The 19,562-nt window shown below is 49.1% G+C and carries 16 protein-coding genes; 14 read left to right on the top strand and 2 right to left on the bottom strand.

What is annotated here, in order from left to right:
• Nucleotides 1-139 precede the first annotated feature (139 nt).
• Nucleotides 140-910 carry a hypothetical protein gene (locus ACN08Z_RS04490; RefSeq protein WP_419103394.1) on the bottom strand — a complete coding sequence of 257 codons (771 nt, stop codon included), beginning with the start codon at nt 908-910 and terminating at the stop codon, nt 140-142.
• A 543-nt stretch (nt 911-1,453) separates the two neighbouring features.
• Nucleotides 1,454-2,152 carry a hypothetical protein gene (locus ACN08Z_RS04485; protein WP_419103393.1) on the bottom strand — a complete coding sequence of 233 codons (699 nt, stop codon included), beginning with the start codon at nt 2,150-2,152 and terminating at the stop codon, nt 1,454-1,456.
• 560 nt (nt 2,153-2,712) lie between these two features.
• Between ACN08Z_RS04485 and ACN08Z_RS04480 the strand changes: the two genes are divergently transcribed.
• The 14 genes from ACN08Z_RS04480 (at nt 2,713) to ACN08Z_RS04415 (ending at nt 19,555) form a co-directional block, all read left to right on the top strand.
• Nucleotides 2,713-3,966 carry an amidohydrolase gene (locus tag ACN08Z_RS04480; RefSeq protein ID WP_419103392.1) on the top strand — a complete coding sequence of 418 codons (1,254 nt, stop codon included), beginning with the start codon at nt 2,713-2,715 and terminating at the stop codon, nt 3,964-3,966.
• A gap of 259 nt (nt 3,967-4,225) precedes the next feature.
• Nucleotides 4,226-5,323 carry a BMP family lipoprotein gene (locus ACN08Z_RS04475; protein ID WP_419103391.1) on the top strand — a complete coding sequence of 366 codons (1,098 nt, stop codon included), beginning with the start codon at nt 4,226-4,228 and terminating at the stop codon, nt 5,321-5,323.
• 168 nt (nt 5,324-5,491) lie between these two features.
• On the top strand, nt 5,492-7,096 hold the full coding sequence (locus ACN08Z_RS04470; RefSeq protein WP_419103390.1) for an ABC transporter ATP-binding protein: 1,605 nt from the start codon (nt 5,492-5,494) through the stop codon (nt 7,094-7,096).
• Nucleotides 7,093-8,382 carry an ABC transporter permease gene (locus ACN08Z_RS04465; RefSeq protein WP_419103389.1) on the top strand — a complete coding sequence of 430 codons (1,290 nt, stop codon included), beginning with the start codon at nt 7,093-7,095 and terminating at the stop codon, nt 8,380-8,382. Before ACN08Z_RS04470 ends, ACN08Z_RS04465 begins: the two co-directional genes overlap by 4 nt.
• On the top strand, nt 8,382-9,668 hold the full coding sequence (locus ACN08Z_RS04460) for an ABC transporter permease (protein WP_419103388.1): 1,287 nt from the start codon (nt 8,382-8,384) through the stop codon (nt 9,666-9,668). The genes ACN08Z_RS04465 and ACN08Z_RS04460 overlap by 1 nt, the downstream gene beginning before the upstream one ends.
• Nucleotides 9,669-9,786: 118 nt before the next feature.
• The gene (locus ACN08Z_RS04455) at nt 9,787-10,194 is read left to right on the top strand and encodes a cytidine deaminase (protein WP_419103387.1); all 408 of its coding nucleotides are present in this window, start codon (nt 9,787-9,789) and stop codon (nt 10,192-10,194) included.
• A gap of 48 nt (nt 10,195-10,242) precedes the next feature.
• Nucleotides 10,243-11,550, top strand: coding sequence for a thymidine phosphorylase (locus ACN08Z_RS04450; protein WP_419103386.1), 1,308 nt, complete (start codon nt 10,243-10,245; stop codon nt 11,548-11,550).
• A gap of 47 nt (nt 11,551-11,597) precedes the next feature.
• Nucleotides 11,598-13,490, top strand: a complete 1,893-nt coding sequence (locus tag ACN08Z_RS04445; protein ID WP_419103385.1) for a hypothetical protein — start codon at nt 11,598-11,600, stop codon at nt 13,488-13,490.
• A gap of 104 nt (nt 13,491-13,594) precedes the next feature.
• Nucleotides 13,595-14,797: an adenosine deaminase gene (locus ACN08Z_RS04440; protein ID WP_419103384.1), complete on the top strand. Its 1,203-nt coding sequence runs from the start codon at nt 13,595-13,597 to the stop codon at nt 14,795-14,797.
• A gap of 2 nt (nt 14,798-14,799) precedes the next feature.
• Nucleotides 14,800-15,480: a MazG family protein gene (locus ACN08Z_RS04435; protein ID WP_419103383.1), complete on the top strand. Its 681-nt coding sequence runs from the start codon at nt 14,800-14,802 to the stop codon at nt 15,478-15,480.
• A gap of 240 nt (nt 15,481-15,720) precedes the next feature.
• Nucleotides 15,721-17,001, top strand: coding sequence for a phosphopyruvate hydratase (eno, locus tag ACN08Z_RS04430; protein ID WP_419103382.1), 1,281 nt, complete (start codon nt 15,721-15,723; stop codon nt 16,999-17,001).
• 300 nt (nt 17,002-17,301) lie between these two features.
• A complete protein-coding gene (locus ACN08Z_RS04425; RefSeq protein ID WP_419103381.1) occupies nt 17,302-17,943 on the top strand; it encodes an FtsB family cell division protein in 642 nt (213 codons plus the stop codon).
• Nucleotides 17,944-17,989: 46 nt separating this feature from the next.
• On the top strand, nt 17,990-18,595 hold the full coding sequence (locus tag ACN08Z_RS04420) for a DUF501 domain-containing protein (protein ID WP_419103380.1): 606 nt from the start codon (nt 17,990-17,992) through the stop codon (nt 18,593-18,595).
• Between the two features lie 18 nt (nt 18,596-18,613).
• Complete coding sequence (locus ACN08Z_RS04415) at nt 18,614-19,555, top strand: exopolyphosphatase (protein ID WP_419103379.1); 942 nt, start codon at nt 18,614-18,616, stop codon at nt 19,553-19,555.
• Nucleotides 19,556-19,562: the final 7 nt, after the last annotated feature.

The following is a 19,562-nucleotide window of genomic DNA, read 5'->3' as shown; positions in this document are numbered from 1 at the left end:
TTTTTATGTCGTGATACAGAAAATGTGCGTTGGTGTTGTGTGAGTGGATAGCACAAAGCCCCTTTGACCTATCACCGATAGGTCAAAGGGGCTTTGCCTTATGGTTGTTCTTCTGTTTGAAGAGAACCTTTAGGAAGTTTTAGCCACCGGTAGAGATATCACCAGCGGAGCGGGGAGTTCCTGCAACACCTTCAGAACCTTCGCAAGTACCGCGAAGAACTGGCTGGTTATTACGATCATCGCTATTAGGTAGGTATTCCTTACCGTTGAAGATAACCTTGGTATCACGGTTAAGGCGAGTTGAATTACCCAAGTAAGAGAACTTAACGGTTGGGTAGCAAGGTCCGTCGATAATAACGGGCTTGTACCTGCTGTTGTTAACTTTTCCATCACGGAGAGGAATGGTGACGCCAACGTTGTAGCTCTCAGTTCCGTTAGAGGAAACAACGCTAATGTGGCTACCTGGGTCAATGTTAGATGAGTTTGCGGAAGAACCATTGTCCCAAAGGAGTCTTGCAACACAGTTAACTTCGCTAGTGGAGATGTCGGTATTCGCAGTAAGAGTAACAGTGAACTTACCATCAGCAGTGCGTGAACGCTCTGGAGGAGTTACTGAGAGAGACCAACGACCATTCTGTGAGTAATTAAGACCAGGAACACGAGCGCTTGTAGCGTCGAATACCCAGCTAACAGTATCGCCTTTTTTCATCATGCCGTTTGGTGTGATGACAGAGAGACCAATAGTGGTTCGCTGCGCGTTAACGTTACCGCTACCAAAGAAAAGGTCACAGATAGCACCATAAGGTTTATCTGAAGAAGACGCGTATGCGGGAACAACAGCAGAAGCAGCTACAACAGGAGCTGCCCATGCTGCACCCTTAGCCAGGGTACGGCGTGAAATTTGAGTCATAAGTATATTTCCTTCTCAAAAAGATGCTAAGTGAGGATAATCGGGATACGTCACCAGTTACGCCCTCTAACCTAGAGAATACGAATGTGCACTAGGGTGCATACTCTTTGAGACCTACATGAGCAGGACACTCAGCTATTTAGGGGACAGAACTGGTTTCCGACTAATAATATCAGCGAATCCCCAGAAATAAAGAGGTTCATTCTGAAAATATCCCCCGAATGGCCGATAAAAATACAACTTTTAAGAAGAATACTGCCCCCTAAAAACCCACAACCTAGAACGTTGGAAAGTGGGTTTTTATAGAAAAATTTAATTTTGTGTTAAGTATGAGCACGTCAAGCGATAGAAAATCTGATGTTTAACACTGAAGGAAATTTGGGTTCAAGCACAAAAGCCACCCATGGCACTGCGTCTTGCAACGTGCTATGAGTGGCTTTGTGATTTTAATATCATTTTGGGCAGGGGTGGGTTGAGAGGCCTAGTATCCTCTCGTTGCCTGCTTTCAATAACCTGTTATTAAGTTCTATTATCGAAGAAGTTTTAGACTCGACCGTCCTGATTTGGATCCCATTTTGAAGCACCGCGACGCTTGTCGGGAGAAGCTCGGTCGATGGAGTCGTAGTCTACAACTAAGGTGTCTCCTTGATATCCGCGAACAATGACCTTGTCTGCGCGTCTGTTTCCAGGGAAGAGTCCTGTAAGGCCTGTGAAAATTTTGAAACCTACGCTCAGTGTTCCGCGCTTTGCGCCACGCTTATCAACAAACTCAGGAGTATCAAACGTAATGGTTTCTACGCCAGTCTTTGAATCGTATTGAACTGGTGAGACGTTGGTGCGTGGAAATTCAGTAGGAATTGCTGATCCTCCACCGTCTCCGGCAAGGTCTTCAATCTTAAAATCACGCTTTTTGGTGATGGTTTTATCGTCATCGTTTGGCACTGGAACAATAGTAACTTCCCAGCGCATGGGTGGAATTGTTGACCCTACGGGGATGAGGAAATGGAAGTTTCCTTCTCTAATGGATGAATGTGAGCCTGCATCTCTCTGGTCAATATAGAAAGGCCCGCATGAGCCGTCTAATTGGCATGTTGCAAGAATATTTGAACTTGCTGCGTATTGTGGTACTCCGGTTGAGTTACGCACGGTAGGTGCTGCCCAAGCGGGAGCGGTGGCGAGGGCAAGGGGTGCAGCAATTGCTGCACCTTTTGCGAGGGTTCGTCGCGAAATGTGTTGAGTCATGGTGTATTCCTTAGAATGCTCTCATTAGCGGTGCGGAAATATAAAATAATCAATAATATATTGAAATAAATATGAAGTTATGGTGCCGTGTTATCTGTTGTCACCACGCTTTGTTGAGTGGTTCATATACTGTCCCTTAAATATGAGTACCCTATTTGGTGGACAACGATAACACCCTCAACGCTAGTGAATCCCTTCCGAATATTCAGCCTGTTTCGTGCTTATTACGCAAGACTTAAGGGATTTTTTAATAAAAAGCAGTCTCTTTTTAGGGGACAAACTTTCAATATAGAAAATAGTGATTGAAAATTAATATTAAGTTTCTGTGAGAATCCTCGGTGCGAGTAGTGAAAAAGCATTTAATGAATGTGTAATACGTGTAAAAAATATCCATTTTTACGAAAATAAATATAAAAAATAGACTAAAAATGTATCTTTAATTACATGCTTATATATTGATTTTTGACGTTTATACCGTTTACTGACGAATCCTGTAGCGATAACAAAGGGAAGCCTCACAAAACTCCCACCACAACACCAAAGCGCGCTACATTAGAAAAATGGCAGAAAAACCCGCACTAGCACTTCTCGACGAATCTGGCCCCGTCATCGGAACACGCATTAAACACCTCACCGAAGAACTGCGCCAATTCCGCAGAATCGTTCACCAAAACCCAGAACTCTCGTTCAAAGAACACCACACCACAGAGCGAATCATTGCCCGACTACAAGTCGCCGGTATGAGTCCCCAGCGTTACAAAAACACCGGATGCTACGTAGACATTGGAGAAGGCGCCATCGCTGCCGCACTACGGGCAGATATTGACGCCCTACCCATCAACGAATACACCGGCTTAGACTACAGCTCCATTCGCCCCGGCGTCATGCACGCCTGCGGTCACGATATTCACCAAACCGTCATGCTCGGAGTCGCGCTAACACTCTGGGAAATACATCAACAAAGCCCGCTCGCCCGCACTATTCGCATCATCTTCCAACCGGCTGAAGAACAACTCCCCGGTGGAGCCGTAGAAGTTATCGCTCAAAATGCGTTAGAAGGAGTCCCACGCGCCTTCGCTTTACACTGCGAACCAAAAGTGGATGTCGGAAAAATTGGAACCCGCATCGGTCCCATCACCTCAGCCTCAGATACCATCAAAATACGACTCACGGGACGAGGCGGGCACACATCGCGTCCACACCTCACAGAAGACCTCATCTATGCGATGAACCAAATCGCTATCAACGTCCCCGCAGTTCTCTCGCGACGAATCGACGTGCGCTCAGGCGTACTCCTCGCATGGGGGCAAATTCAAGCAGGTGTTGCACCCAACGCAATCCCCTCCGAAGGCTACCTTGCCGGAACGATGCGTTGCCTCGACGCCCAAGCCTGGTACCAAGCCGGAGAAATCCTCGACGAAGTGGTCGAACAAGTTGCAGCACCCTATGGGGTCACCGTTGAGCTAGAACATATCAAGGGAGTACCACCAGTTGTAAACACCGAAGACGAAACAACCATGGTCGAAAACGCGGCACGAGCAGAACTTGGCGAAGACTCCGTTGTTCTCGTCGAACAATCTATGGGCGGAGAAGACTTCGCATGGATGCTTCAAAAAGTTCCCGGAACCATGATACGACTAGGAACAAGAACCCCCGGAGGAGCCACCTACGACCTGCATCGAGGAGACTACAACCCCGACGAAAGAGCTATCGGGTACGGGGTACAAGTCATGGCCTCCACTGCACTACGAGCCGTACGCTGGGAAATCGCAAAACGTTCTGCCGAACAATTCCGAACAAGCAACACCTACTAAATAACCACAGAAAATAAGTGTTACAGGAAGAAAAAATTGAACCAGAAAAGAGATAGTGGCTAGGCTAAACCCTGAACACTCACCAACGCGGACAGATAACAGTACCCCGCCCCACGGAGTGTGATACGACATAACCACGTGTGACCCATTACTATATAACGTATATACCGCACTCTCATCCTCAACAGAGCTAGGACGGCAGAACCTTTCTGGCACACCATGAGTGCACCCCCACTCAACACATCATGAAGGGACGACGATGACCAATCGTAAACGTTTTGCAGCAACAGGTTCAGTCCTGGGTATCTCAGCTATGCTCCTTGCAAGCTGTGGTGCAGCACCCGAAGCATCCTCCGGCGATGCACAAGCTAAAGACTCCAACTTCAAAGGCTGCATTGTCTCCGACTCCGGCGGTTTCGAAGACAAATCCTTCAACGAAAACTCCTACGCTGGACTCAAAGCAGCAGAAAAAGATTACGGCATTCAAACTGCACAAGCAGAATCAAACTCCGAGTCTGAATTTGGCCCTAACCTCACCAACATGGTCCAAGCAGGCTGCAACATCATCGTCACCGTTGGATTCTCACTAGCAGACGCAACTAAAGAATACGCAGAGCAGAACCCCGACATTAACTTCACCATCGTTGACTACGGCGACATCGACGTTAAAAACGTCCGACCCATCGTCTACGACACAGCACAAGCAGCTTTCCAAGCCGGCTACCTTGCTGCAGCACAGAGCAAGAGCGGTAAAGTCGCAACCTACGGTGGTCTAGAAATCCCCACCGTTACCACCTTCATGGACGGCTTCGCACAAGGCGTTAAATACTACAACGAACAAAAGAACGCTAACGTTCAGGTGCTCGGCTGGGATCACGACTCCAAGAGCGGAACCTTCACCGGCGACTTCTCCGACCAGACCAAGGGCAAGACCAACACCCAAAACTTCCTTGACCAAGGGGCAGACATCATCCTGCCCGTAGCAGGACCAGTTGGTGCAGGTACCCTTGACGCCGTGACCGAATACAACTCAAGCCACCAAGACGCACCCGCATCTGTTATCTGGGTAGACTCCGACGGCTACGAAACCAACCCGAACTACCAAGACATCATCCTCACCTCTATCCAGAAGAAGATGAAAGAAGCTGTAGAATCCACCATCCACGACAGCCTCGAAGGCAAGTTCACCTCCGAGAAATACGTTGGAACCCTCGAAAATGACGGTGTTGGACTCGCTCCATTCCACAACTTCGAATCCAAAGTCTCTGACGAAACCAAGACTGAACTTGGCACCATCAAAGACAAAATCATTTCTGGCGAAATTACCGTTAACACCGACGGAAAACCACAGAAATAAAACCTTATAGGGCTCAGTGGCTGGCACTCAGAGGGACACCTCTTCGTGCCAGCCGCTCAGCGCTTAAAACTCCACCACATATTCACACGGATAACCCCGCTCAAACGCTGAGAGAACCAACCCCAACCCTCACCAGCAGAGTCTGAGCAATGACAAGAAAGCACATCGATGAAACTCGAACTGCGAAAAGTCACAAAAAAATTTGGTGATTTTACCGCAAATGACAGCATTGATTTAGTCGTAGAACCAGGTACTGTCCATTGCCTACTCGGCGAAAACGGTGCCGGAAAATCGACACTCATGAACGTCATCTACGGACTCTACGAACCCACCGACGGGCAAATCCTCATCGACGACAAACCCGTTGAATTCTCCGGTCCCTCAGACGCCATGGCGGCCGGCATCGGCATGGTACACCAGCACTTCATGCTTGTACCCGTCTTCACCGTCGCAGAAAATATTGCCCTCGGCTCAGAAGAAACGCGCGGAACCGTTCTCAACCTCGAAGCAACCCGCACCAAAATCCGTGAAATTTCCCAACGCTACGGGTTCGACGTCGACCCAGACGCCATCGTTGAAGACCTCCCCGTAGGTGTGCAACAGCGCGTAGAAATCATTAAAGCGCTCGTACGAGACGCCGAAATTCTCATCCTTGACGAACCCACCGCCGTGCTCACCCCCGCAGAAACTGACCAGCTGCTCGGCATCATGGATCAGCTACGCAAAGACGGTAAATCACTCTTATTCATCTCTCACAAACTACGAGAAGTACGCGAAGTATCAGACCACATCACCGTCATCCGACGAGGAAAAGTCGTCGGCACCGCTGACCCCAGCGCCACCACCGACGAACTCGCCTCCCTCATGGTCGGAAAAGCCGTCAAACTCGTCGTCGACAAAGACACCCCACAACTAACTGACGCAAACTTCACTGTTGAAAACCTCAACCTCATCTCTGACCAAGGCGTACCACTTCTCAAAAACGTCAGTTTCAACGTTCGCGGAGGCGAAATCCTCGCCATCGCCGGTGTACAAGGAAACGGGCAGACTGAACTCGCTGAAACTATCATCGGGCTACACCCTAAAGCGCACGGTTCGATGAAGCTGGGGGAGACCGAACTCCTCGGCAAAAATACTCGACAAGTACTTGACGCAGGCGTTGGCTTCGTCCCAGAAGACCGAAATGTCGACGGTCTAGTAGGTTCCTTCTCCATCGCAGAAAACCTCATTCTCGACCTCTACAATCGCAAAGAATTCTCCCAATACGGCACACTGCGCAACAGCGAAATCGCTCAGAACGCAGAAAGAGCCATCAAAGAATTTGATATTCGTGTTGGATCACAACACGATGCAGCCTCAACGTTATCTGGCGGTAACCAACAAAAAATTGTGGTTGCACGAGAACTCACCCGAGACCTCAAACTCTTTGTCGCATCACAGCCAACTCGCGGTGTAGACGTTGGCTCTATCGAATTTATCCACCAAAGAATCGTTGAAGAACGAGACAAAGGCGTACCCGTCATCATTATCTCTACAGAATTGGACGAAGTACACGCCTTAGCAGACCGTATTGCCGTCTTCTTCCACGGTGAACTTATGGGCATTGCACCACCGGAAACGCCACGTAACGTCTTGGGTATGATGATGGCTGGAACACCCTATGAAGAAGCTCTCAAAGCGGCAGGGGAAGTTTCTACTACAGATAAGAACACTCCCCAAACACAAACCCCCGAAACCGAAAATATCCCCTGGGCAGAAGGAGACCAAGCATGAGCGCCGAAGGTAAATCCACCGTCGCAGAAGCCACCGATACAGTGCTCACCGCCTCCGAAACAGTACCACCGGCACACACACAACCTTCCGAAAAAGAAAAACTTCCTGTACTGACTCGTATACTATCCGGCTCCGTCAGCTTGTCCTTTTTCGCACTACTTGCTGCACTCATCGTCGGTGGTATTCTTATCGCGGTCACTGACCCCGCAACACAAAAAGCCTCACGCTACTTCTTCGCCCGCCCCCTAGACACACTCAGCGCCGGCTGGGAAGCAGCAACCAACGCATACCTCGCATTATTTAGAGGCGCTATTTTCAACTATGAAGCGAGCACCTTCACAAAAGCGATTTACCCGCTGACCGAAACACTCACGGTAGCAACACCACTTATTTTTGCTGGTCTTGCCGTAGCAATCGCATTCCGTACCGGACTCTTTAACATCGGTGCACAAGGACAAATTATCCTTGGCGCAATCGTCGCCAGCTACGTTGCTATCAACTGGCACCTACCCAGCTACTTACTACTACCTTTTATCGTTCTTGGCGGTATCCTTGGTGGTAGCCTGTGGGGTGGTCTCGTCGGATTACTCAAAGCAAAAACTGGTGCGCATGAAGTCATCCTATCCATCATGCTCAACTACATTGCTGCGAACCTACTTCTCTTCCTCCTCAAAACACCACTATGGCAACGCGAAGGAAGCTCAAACCCCATTTCACCTGTATTAGCAGATGAAGCAATCTTCCCCAGAATCTTTGGACAAAGCTTCCGTCTTCACGCCGGATTTATCCTCGCGTTACTGGCTGTCCTCTTTGTCTCGTGGCTGATTAACCGTTCAACTATCGGATTCAAACTCCGTGCGGTAGGGGCAAACCCTCATGCTGCAAAAACTGCGGGCGTATCTGTTGCTAATGGATACATTATTGTGATGGCTATTGCTGGTGCGCTAGCAGGTCTTGCCGGTGTCGCCCAAGTATCTGGAACCGAAAAAGTCTTGAGCACCGGTATCGCTTCCTCCTATGGTTTTGACGCTATTACTGTGGCACTTCTTGGACGAGCAACACCCGTTGGAACCCTTCTGGCAGCTCTTCTCTATGGGGCACTTCGAGCAGGTGGTGTGACCATGCAAGTCAGTACCGGAACGTCTGTAGACCTTGTCGACGTGGTTCAGGCACTGATTGTGCTCTTCATTGCTGCACCACCACTGGTACGAGCCATCTTTAGGCTTCCAGACCCCGACAAGCCCAAAAAGAAGAAAAAAACTACTCAGTCCGCGGAGGCAAAATAATGAGCACGACAGCTGTTATCGACACCGCAACACCACAAGATACCGTGCTCGTACGTCACTGGAAAAACACGTGGATTTTCGGCACGCTAAGCGTCATATCGCTACTAGTTCTTGCCTTGAACGCTCCTGCCTCACACGTGGTACTTGGTCTGTCCACCAAAAATGACGTCATTCAACTTCCGGCGCTGAACCTATCAACGCCAACAACGGGTTGGGCTGTTACCGCCGTCCTCATTGCCGTCACCTTATGGTGTGCTAAGCTCACGTTCTCCGGTAAGAAAACACCGCTATATCTCTCAGCTATTTTTTGGTTCTCTTTTATCTTTGGCGTACTCATCTGGGCTATTGGCTCTGCACGTATGACCGAAATATCGTTGATTACCATCCTTACCGGTGCTGTTGCACTCTCAGTCCCCATGATTTTTGGTTCGATGGGAGGACTCCTTTGCGAACGCTCTGGAATCATCAACATTGCGATTGAAGGTCAACTTCTTTTTGGTGCATTCTCTGCCGTACTTGTTGGTTCTATGACAGGAAACCCGTGGATTGGTCTTATCGCAGCGATGATCGGCGGTATGCTCGTATCCTTCCTACTAGCAACTTTCTCCATTAAATATCTTGTTGATCAGACCATCGTTGGTGTTGTGGTGAACGTCCTCGTCTCCGGACTTACCGGATTCTTATACTCCCGTGTACTCCAACAAGACGCAGCACACCTCAACTCGGCTCCTCGTCTACCTAGCTTTGAAATTCCGGTTCTTTCACAAATCCCTGTGATTGGTCCAGTATTATTCAACCAGTCCGTTATCGTGTACTTGATGTACATTGTGGTTGGTACGATTTGGTTCTCTCTGAACAAAACACGTTGGGGGCTTCGTACCCGCGCGGTTGGCGAACATCCCCAAGCTGCAGATACCCTTGGCGTCAACGTGAACCGTCTACGCTTTAGCAATGTTATGATTGCTGGCGCTGTTGCTGGTATGGGTGGAGCATTCTTCACCCTTGTTGCCGTCAGCTCCTTCAACGCAGATATGACAGCAGGACAAGGCTACATTGCGTTGGCTGCTCTCATCTTTGGACGGTGGAAACCACTTGGTGCACTCAGCGCATCACTCCTTTTCGGTTTCTCCCTACAGATGCAGTTCATCCTTTCTGGACTCGGAACGGATATCCCTACTGAACTATTGGCTATGCTCCCTTACGTCGTAACGATTCTTGCAGTGGCTGGTCTGGTCGGTCGTTCGCGTGGACCTGCAGCAGCCGGTAAAGCGTACACCAAGGGATAACCGCCCTCGGTCTTATGAGAAAATACTAATGATGAGGTTTCGATAGTGCACACTGTCGGAACCTCATCGTGCCCTCTGGCACCATATGCACATCTTCACCCCTGCAAGGACCCCAAGCATGAGCCAACGTGAAACCCTAGAACACCCCATCAACTGGGAAGAACTCACAGAGCATGCCACCTGCGCGATGAAAAAATCCTACTCACCGTACTCACACTACGCAGTAGGAGCAGCTGCTCTCACCGACGACGGCAGAATCATCACCGGTTGCAACGTCGAAAATGCGTCCTTTGGGCTTACCTTATGTGCTGAATGTTCCCTCATCTCAGAGCTTTTTAGAACAGGTGGAGGGAAAATCCTTGCCTTTACGTGTGTGGATAAAAATGGTGAAGCACTCATGCCTTGTGGACGGTGCAGACAACTACTCTACGAACACAGCACTAAAGATATGCTCATCAAAACAGTGAGTGGAATACTTTCTATCGAACAGATGCTTCCCGACGCTTTTGGTCCTGAACGGCTCTAAAAATATTCACACTTGACCTCACCTAACACCTTTGATGGAGGAAAACACATGTCCTACGAACCATTCGACGCTGTAGACGTCATCCGCACTAAACGAGATCGCGAAGAACTCACGAAAGAACAAATCGACTGGGTTATTGATGCATATACGCGTGGAGTCGTCGCTGACGAACAAATGAGTGCACTTGCCATGGCGATTTTCTTGAACGGAATGAGCGCTACCGAAATTCAACAGTGGACCCAAGCCATGATTAACTCGGGTGAACGACTCGATTTCTCCTCTATTGTTGGTGCCGGTAAGAAAATTGCAACCAGCGACAAACACTCTACTGGTGGTGTGGGAGATAAAATCACGCTGCCACTAGCACCATTGGTAGCAGTATACAACGTTGCTGTTCCGCAGCTATCTGGTCGAGGGCTAGGGCATACCGGTGGAACACTCGATAAATTAGAGTCCATCCCCGGTTGGCAAGCATATTTGAGCAACGAACGAACTCTCGAAATACTCTCGGACGAAGGCGCTGTTATTTGTGCTGCCGGAAGTGGACTAGCCCCAGCAGATAAAAAACTTTATGCGCTACGTGATGTCACTTCTACTGTAGAGGCTATACCGCTGATCGCAAGTTCTATCATGTCTAAAAAAATTGCTGAAGGAACAGATTCTCTGGTACTTGACGTTAAAGTTGGCTCCGGTGCTTTTATGAAAGACCTCGATTACGCACAAGAACTAGCACGTACTATGGTGCGTTTAGGAACAGACGCCGGCGTCAAAACAACAGCCTTGCTCACCAACATGGACACGCCCTTGGGGCTGACCGTTGGCAACGCGTGTGAAGTGGAAGAATCTGTAGAAGTACTTGCCGGTGGGGGACCGTCCGATGTCGTTGAACTAACGGTGGCGCTTGCCCGTGAAATGCTCCTTTCATGCGGTATCGATGAAGATCCTGCTGAAGCTCTTGCCGATGGCCGAGCTATGGATAAATGGCGCGCCATGATCAGTGCACAAGGTGGCGACCCCGATGCTGCATTACCTCAAGCTCGTGAAACTCACACTGTTTATGCAACAGACAGCGGTGTGCTAACTTGTCTCGATGCGTTGAGCGTGGGTGTTGCTTCTTGGCGTTTGGGCGCTGGACGAGCTCGTAAAGAGGACCAAGTACAAGCCGGTGCTGGAATCCGTCTCCACGCTAAACCAGGAGACACTGTGCGTGCTGGCGAACCCCTCATGACATTGATGACCGACACTCCCGAACGCTTTGAACGAGCGCTAGAATCCTTAGAAGATGCTTATACTATCGGCAAAGAATATGAGCCTCAACCGCTGATTCTAGGTAAAGTGAGTACTGAACAGCAGTAAACTACCCGTAAGAACACTCATAGTTCGCACCGAAGAAAGAGAACATCATGGGACTTTTTAGCCGTCGCAAAGACAAGAAAGCTGCTGAATCGGCAGCGACAACAACACCGGAAGCACAACCTGTTGCGCAACCTGCAGAACCAGCAACGCCGGTGCAGGAACAGGTACCAACCCCTCCCGTAGAAGAAAGCACCTCTACTCTTATAACTTCTGAAGAGCTCAATGAACAGAGTGCTCTTCACTCGCTGATTTGTATGATGCAATCTAAAGGTGATGGTCAGCTGACCCTTGACCTGAAGCAGGCAGGCAACGACATGTTGTTGAGCTTTGAAGAGAACGGTAAAAAAGTAGAAGAAACCATTGTTGTTCCTGGAAACCCTTGGTTCGAAAATGTTGCGGCACTCTACACCGAAGAAGAAAAAAGCCCGCGCGGTGCATGGACTCGTGCACTCATCATTCTCTTAGGGACTAATGCTCAGGTCTCTTACCTCAACTCAAAGAATGAGACCTCTTGCAACCTGCATTATCAAGTGGAGGAAAAGGCGAACGAGCCAGCAGAGAAAACGTCTGCTACAGAAGCTACAGAAGTAGCTGGAGCAGACGTATCATCTGAAAATCAGCAGAACGGCATTGCCGATGACTCTCCTCTTGCACGCGTTTCAGAACGTTTTGAAGCAGCACAGTCAACAGAAAAAACTGCTGTCGCGCATAACGTCAACGCAGAAGAAGCTACACAAGAGAATAGTTCTGCAACATCAGTAACTGATGCTCACGACTCTGTTGAAGAAACATCATCTGTTGCTAAAAATATCGAGACTGAAACTTCACCAGCTGAGGAAAACACCGCAGCGGGTACCGTGGCTGAGCCAGCAGACGATGCCACTCACAACCCTGCTCGTGATGTTGTAGAAGAATCTAAAGAAACCTCAGAGGCAGCTACAGCTGAAACTGGTGCAGAAACTGGTGAAGATGTCCCTCAGGGCGTTAAAGAAAATACTGCATCAGTGGTTGCTCCGCAGGCTCAAAGCACTGAACAAACAGCTCCAGAAGCTGAACGGGTTGAACCTCATGCGCGTTTGGCTGTTGCCCGCCCATCAAATACTGCGAGTGTAGAAACAGCAGCTGATACCACCACAGGAGCTACTGAAAATTCTGCAGGGGACGCTAAAACTCCAACCACAAATACCGAAGCCAGTGAGAACACTCCTCCTGTCCCATCTGAAGACGCAGAATCAGCAACCCACCACTCAGATGCAGAGACCTTCACTTCCGCACATGATATTTCGCTGGTCAGCGCGTCACTGCCAGAACACGTCGATGACGAGTGGGAAGAAGAGGAACCAGATACTCTTATTGGTTCCTCAGCTACCAACTCTCGTGGAACAGACCTCCCTGAGGCCGCTCAAGGCGTAGACGTAGCACCCTCCTACAACAACCCCACAGAAGAGGTGCAACCGCCTTCTACCACCGAACTAGCAGAAGGAAACCTCGTCCTCACCGAAGCGCAGGTTGTTGCTCGACTACTTAAAGCACAAGAACAACTCTTCGGAGAAAACGGGACAGCACGGGACGTCTCCACCGTACTTATTCGCGTGCGAGCCCTCGGCTCCTACTACGACGCACTAACACACGTACGACGTAACGGCTTCTGGGATCAACAACGAACCTTCGACCTCATCCCTGAAGATGTTCTTGCTATTTTGCAACTCAAAGCAGATTCCTATAAAGAAGGCGCGGGCTCCCCACTAGCGATGAGCCTACGTTTCACCCCTGGAATCCCTCCGGTAGCGTCCTTTAGCTACAACGATGAAGGCGCCTTCGCTAAATACCAGGACACTCTACCTGCACAGCAATATGTTGAAGAGCTCAGACTCTTCCCCCGTACGGGAGCAAACATTCCTGAACATATGAATCGGGCGCTTGCTTCATGGACTCTCTAAACCTTTAGAGCATAGAACGCTGTCGAGAAACTCCACTAGTGGGGCTACTCGGCAGCGTTTTCGTATCGACGTTAAATATCTCGTATCAGGAAAGAACATCACCTATGACACAGCACGATGAGCAATGGATTCAAAAACTACCAAAAGTATGTCTACACGATCATCTCGATGGTGGTCTGCAACCACAAACAATGATTGATATTGCACAAGACATTGGGTATGAACTACCCAGCACAGAACGTGAAACTCTCCAACAATGGTTCTTTGACGCCGCAAATTCTGGCTCTCTTGACCGCTACCTTGAAACCTTTACTCACACTTTAGCTCTCATGCAACGAGCAGAAGATTTGCAACGTATTGCTCAAGAACATGTTCTTGCGTGCGCGGCAGACGGTGTGATTTATGCAGAGGTCCGATGGGCACCAGAACAGCACCAGCGTGCAGGTCTTAGCCTTGACGAAGCAGTCCGTGCTGTTGCTACAGGACTCAACGACGGTATGGAAATGGTAGCTCAAGCAGGCGGAAGAGTTCTTGTTAACCAGATACTTTGCGCCATGAGAGACCGCGATAATTCACGGCAGATAGCAGAACTTGCTGTTAAATATCGCACCTTAGGTGTGGTAGGTTTTGACCTTGCCGGTGCAGAAGAAAACCACCCTGTAGAACAACACCGTGAAGCTCTAGATTATCTTGCAGAGAATTTTATGCCGGTCACGATTCATGCCGGTGAAGCTGAGGGGCTACGCTCGATTCGCTCTGCATTATTGGTGGGACGTGCCCTACGTATCGGCCATGGCGTACGTATTACCGAAGACTTTTCGTATACAACGGTCGGGGAGATTGACCCCGAGGGGAAGATGATGCCCCAATCACCCAAAGATCAGAAAATTCTTCAGCTTGGTGCGCTCGCTAGCTGGGTTAAAGATCGTCGTATCACGTTGGAAGTGTGTCCTTGTTCTAATATTCAAACGCGTGCCGCTTATGCTGTTGAACATGGTGTGGTTGATTCTGCTCGTATCGCTGAGAATCTTTCGGAACACCCCGTCAATGCTTTGCGTGAGGCTGGTTTTGCTGTGACCATTAGCCCCGATAATCGTTTGATGAGCGGTAGTAGTGTTACTGCTGAATTTGTGCATTTGGCGAATAATTTTGGGTATCAGGTGCAAGATTTCTTTGAACTAACAACTAATGCTATCGAAGGTGCTTTTATTTCGATGGAGGAGAAACAGCATCTAATGCGTGCTGTTCAGGGTGCGTATATGAGTGTTTTTGAAGAGCAGAATCGTGTCGCTCAGGAGCAGGAGTAGTCATGGCAGAGCAACGTATTATTCCGCAGGGTGCGCCGGAAGCGTTTGAGCGTTTGATTGAGTTGATGGATACTTTGCGTTCTGAGGGTGGCTGCCCTTGGGATGGGAAGCAGACACATCACTCGTTGGTTCGGTATTTGATTGAAGAATCATATGAGGTAATTGAGGCTATTGAGTCTCAAGAGCAAGTGAACTATGAGCTTTTGAAAGAAGAGCTGGGCGATGTGCTTTTGCAGGTTCTTTTTCATGCTCGTATTGCTGGTGAGCGTAGCGTAGAAGAGGGCGGTTTTAGTATCGCCGATGTTGTTGAGGGGCTGAACCAGAAACTTGAGCGTCGGCATCCTCACGTTTTTGGTGATTCTTCTGCTCACTCGCTGAGTGATCAAGAGGTAACTGCTCAGTGGGATGAGCTGAAGAAGCAGGAGAAACCGGAACGTTTATCTGTTTTTGATGGTATTCCTCCTCATCTTCCGGCGTTAGCTTTAGCAGATAAGGTGATTTCTAAGGCTGATAAGGGACAGGTGTCGCTTGATGTCGCTGGTGTTACCGCTGATGGAGGTGAAGAATCGGCTTGTGCTGTGGAGTTGTTTGAGATGGTTCAGCGTGCTCGTGCTCAAGGGATTGATGCTGAAGGTGCGTTACGTCGTTTAATGTATGCGCTGATTCAGGCGTCTGAGAAGTAATGTGCTGTGCGGTGTTATCTACCGCTGATGTTGTTATTCGTGGGAATATCTTTGGGCGGATAGGGGAGTAGCGTAGGAAAATATCTCAAAGATATTGGTGGGAATTATTGAATCCCTGTGTGCTTATGTGGGTTTCTTTGGTAAAATCGTAGCTGAACGTACGCTCACGTAAGTGCGCACTAGTGAAACTTGCCTGAGCTTACTCATAGCCAACCAATCTAAGCTTCAAGGAGCATATTCATGGCTTTAATTACAGCAGTTCACGCACGTCAGATTCTCGATTCTCGTGGCAACCCTACCGTTGAGGTAGAGGTTCTTCTCGAAGACGGCGCATTCGGTCGCGCAGCAGTTCCCTCCGGTGCATCTACCGGTGAATGGGAAGCAGTAGAACGTCGTGACGACGACAAATCCGTCTACCTTGGCAAGTCTGTTCTTGGTGCTGTCGGTGCAGTCATCGACGAAATCGCTGAAGAAATCATCGGCATCGATGCAACTGACCAGCGTGCACTTGACGCTGCAATGATTAAGCTTGACGGCACAAAGAACAAAGGTAAGCTCGGCGCAAACGCTATTCTTGGCGTATCTTTGGCCGCTGCAAAGGCTGCTGCAGAATCTGCAGACCTTCCGCTGTTCAAGTACCTAGGCGGACCTAACGCACACGTTCTTCCTGTTCCTATGATGAACATCCTTAACGGTGGTTCTCACGCAGATTCCAACGTTGATATTCAGGAGTTCATGATTGCTCCTATCGGTTTCGATACCTACTCTGCAGCATTGCAGGCAGGCGTTGAGGTATACCATGCACTCAAGTCTGTTCTCAAAGACCGCGGTCTTGCAACCGGTTTGGGTGACGAAGGCGGATTCGCTCCTAACCTAGAGTCAAACGCTGCTGCTCTTGACCTCATCATCGAAGCAATCGAAAAAGCTGGCTACAAGCCCGGCGAAGAAATTGCTTTGGCACTAGACGTTGCCTCCTCTGAGTTCTACAACGACGGCGCATACGAGTTTGAAGGTCAGAAGAAGACCGCTGCAGAAATGTCCGCATACTATGCAGACCTCGTCGCTAAATACCCACTCGTCTCCATTGAGGATCCTCTCGATGAAAACGACTGGGAAGGCTACAAGAACCTCACCCAAGAAATCGGCGACAAAGTACAGATTGTGGGCGACGACCTCTTCGTCACCAACCCAGAGCGCCTAGCTCAGGGTATCGAATCTGGTGCTGCAAATGCGCTGTTGGTGAAAGTCAACCAGATTGGTTCTTTGACTGAAACTCTTGACGCTATGGAAATGGCACAGCGTCACGAATACCGTTGCATGGTTTCCCACCGCTCCGGTGAGACCGAAGACGTCACCATCGCAGACCTCGCTGTTGCAACCAACGCGGGCCAGATTAAGACCGGTGCGCCTGCACGCTCTGAGCGCGTTGCAAAATACAACCAGCTTCTACGCATTGAAGAAGAACTGGGCGACGCAGCTGTTTACGCTGGGGCATCTTCATTCCCCCGTTTCAAAGCATAGAGTTTTCTGTTTCCGCGAGGGAGCTAAAAACTCATAGATAGTATCTCCACCAAGAGAGTCTCTGATATGGAGCTTTCTTGGTGGAGATACGTCGTTTTAAAGAGTGCCCGTGTAAGAGACAAACTTTAAAACAGCTGAGAAGACACCACGAAAATTAGAATCTAACGGGTACGTTTCAAAAACCTAGAAGTGATTTACTTTTTGGGTGGGTAGAATAGCTAATGCGCAGTATCTTCTTTCTCTGTGCTAGAAGATATACAAAAAGCTATCGAGCGAGTGAAAAACGTAGTCAGGGGTAAAATGTCACGAGATAATAAGCAACGTCGTCGCTCATGGGCAAACTTTTTTGGAACAGAAAAATATCAAAGCTCTCAGGACGCTAACGCTAAAGAAGATTCTGACGCTCCTGTTGCTGCACATGCCTTTTCGGGCAGAATGGTCGCACCTCTGGTCATTTTTGCTGTTATTCTCATCTCTTCTTATGCGCCGGTTTCAACATATATCCGCCAACAGGCAGAAATACACCAAGTTGAATCACACATTGGTGCCTTGCAACAAAATCACGATAGTTTACAAACTCAGCTGAGCTGGTGGCAAGATGAAAACTACGTCAAACAGCAAGCAAAGAGCCGTCTATACTACATGTCTGAAGGCGAAACACCCTATCTTGTGGTGGGAGTAGACCCAGCAGCGCATCGTGCAGACGATACATCAGCAGCAGCACAAAGTGCCCCTAAAGAATCTTGGACAAAAGGGTTATGGAGTTCTTTCGAACAATCAGCTTTTGCACACGATGCAACCCACCAAAAACCATCCGATAACACCTCGGAACCGGCAAATACAACACCTACCGATGAGATAGCCCCTGCTGATACTTCTCGTCCCGTAGTTGATCCGAGCGCCCCAACCACCCCGCCAGCTAGCTCTACTCCAGCACCCTAAAAATAGACTTTATTCACTAACTAAAACCAATATCACGAGGAACTTCATGATGACGAACACTACCAACCCACAAGGTTTCGGCGTGAGCGCAGAAACCCTAGAACCCACCGAACTAGATATCCACGTGTTATCTGAACAACTGGGACGAAAAGTACGTGATGTCGCAGAGATTCCCGCCCGCTGCCGTTGTGGCAACCCTCTCGTCGCTGCGACCGCACCGCGACTATCGAACGGTTCACCTTTCCCAACCGTCTTCTATCTAGCCCATCCTGCTATTACTGCAGCTGCCAGCCGTTTAGAAGCTGAAGGAAAAATGTACGAGATGACTGATCGTCTTGCTGAGGATACTGACTTGGCTCAGCAATATCAGCAAGCCCACGAAAACTATCTCAGTGAACGTGAACGTATCCGCCTCAAGACTCACACCGAAGAGGTCCCTGAAATTGACGGTATTTCTGCTGGCGGTATGCCTGTACGCGTAAAATGCCTCCACGCGGTACTTGGGCACACCCTCTCTGTCGGTCGTGGAATCAACCCTATGGGCGATGAAACACTTGATCTGATTGCACCATGGTGGACTCCTGAACAATGCGCTTGTGACCCACAATGGCGCCATAGCTTTGTGGCAACCAGCGAAGAAACCACTCAATAGGAGAAAGAAGACCCTACCGTGCGTATTGGTGCTATTGATTGCGGAACAAACTCCCTACGACTACTCATTGCAGATGTTGAGACGCAGAACGGTGTGAGCACCCTTCACGATGTCGTACGTCTTATGCGAATTGTACGCCTCGGAGAAGGCGTTGACGCTACGGGCAAGTTCTCAGAAGAAGCCCTTGAAAGAACCTTTAACGTTGCCCGCGAATATGCACAAATTATTGCTGAGCACGGTGTTCAGTCTCTTCGCTTTGGCGCAACAAGTGCGACGAGAGACGCCACCAATAAAGATATTTTTATTCAGGGAATACAAGATATTTTAGGTGTGAGCCCAGAAGTTATTACTGGTGATGAAGAAGCCAAACTTTCTTTCTACGGTGCGCTTTCCTCTCTTGACCCCTATGAGGGGAAAACCCTTGTAATTGACTTGGGTGGAGGCTCAACAGAATTTGTTCTAGGCGATAATCAGTCACTGTTTGCTGCTCGTTCTGTCAACATTGGTTGTGTACGTCTTACCGAGCGTCATCAGGTCAGTGCCCCTATGACTGAGGAACAGAAACAACGCATTATTGCTGATGTTGAGGAAGCTCTTGAGGAAGCTCTTGCACATGTTCAACTGTCACAAGCACAACGAGTAGTTGGTGTGGCTGGTACCGTTACCACCATTGTTGCAGAACATTACGGTCTTGAAAGCTACGATCCTCGAAGAATCAACGGTGCAGAACTTAGCATCCAAGATATTGAGCAGGCATGCCATTCTCTGGCTCAAATGACCGCTGAAGAACGTGCCGGACGTGGGTTTATGCACCCCGGTCGTGTCGATGTGATTGGCACTGGAGCTGTGATTTGGGCGCATATTATTCGACGTTTAGAACAGCTCACAGGTGGGGCCGTCTATAGCGCTACTGCTAGTGAACACGATATTCTTGATGGGTTGGTACTCTCGCAGCGATAACACGTTC

Source organism: Rothia sp. P7181, from assembly GCF_048513015.1.
Classification (GTDB): domain Bacteria; phylum Actinomycetota; class Actinomycetes; order Actinomycetales; family Micrococcaceae; genus Rothia.
This window is presented reverse-complemented; position numbering and strand designations above follow the sequence as displayed.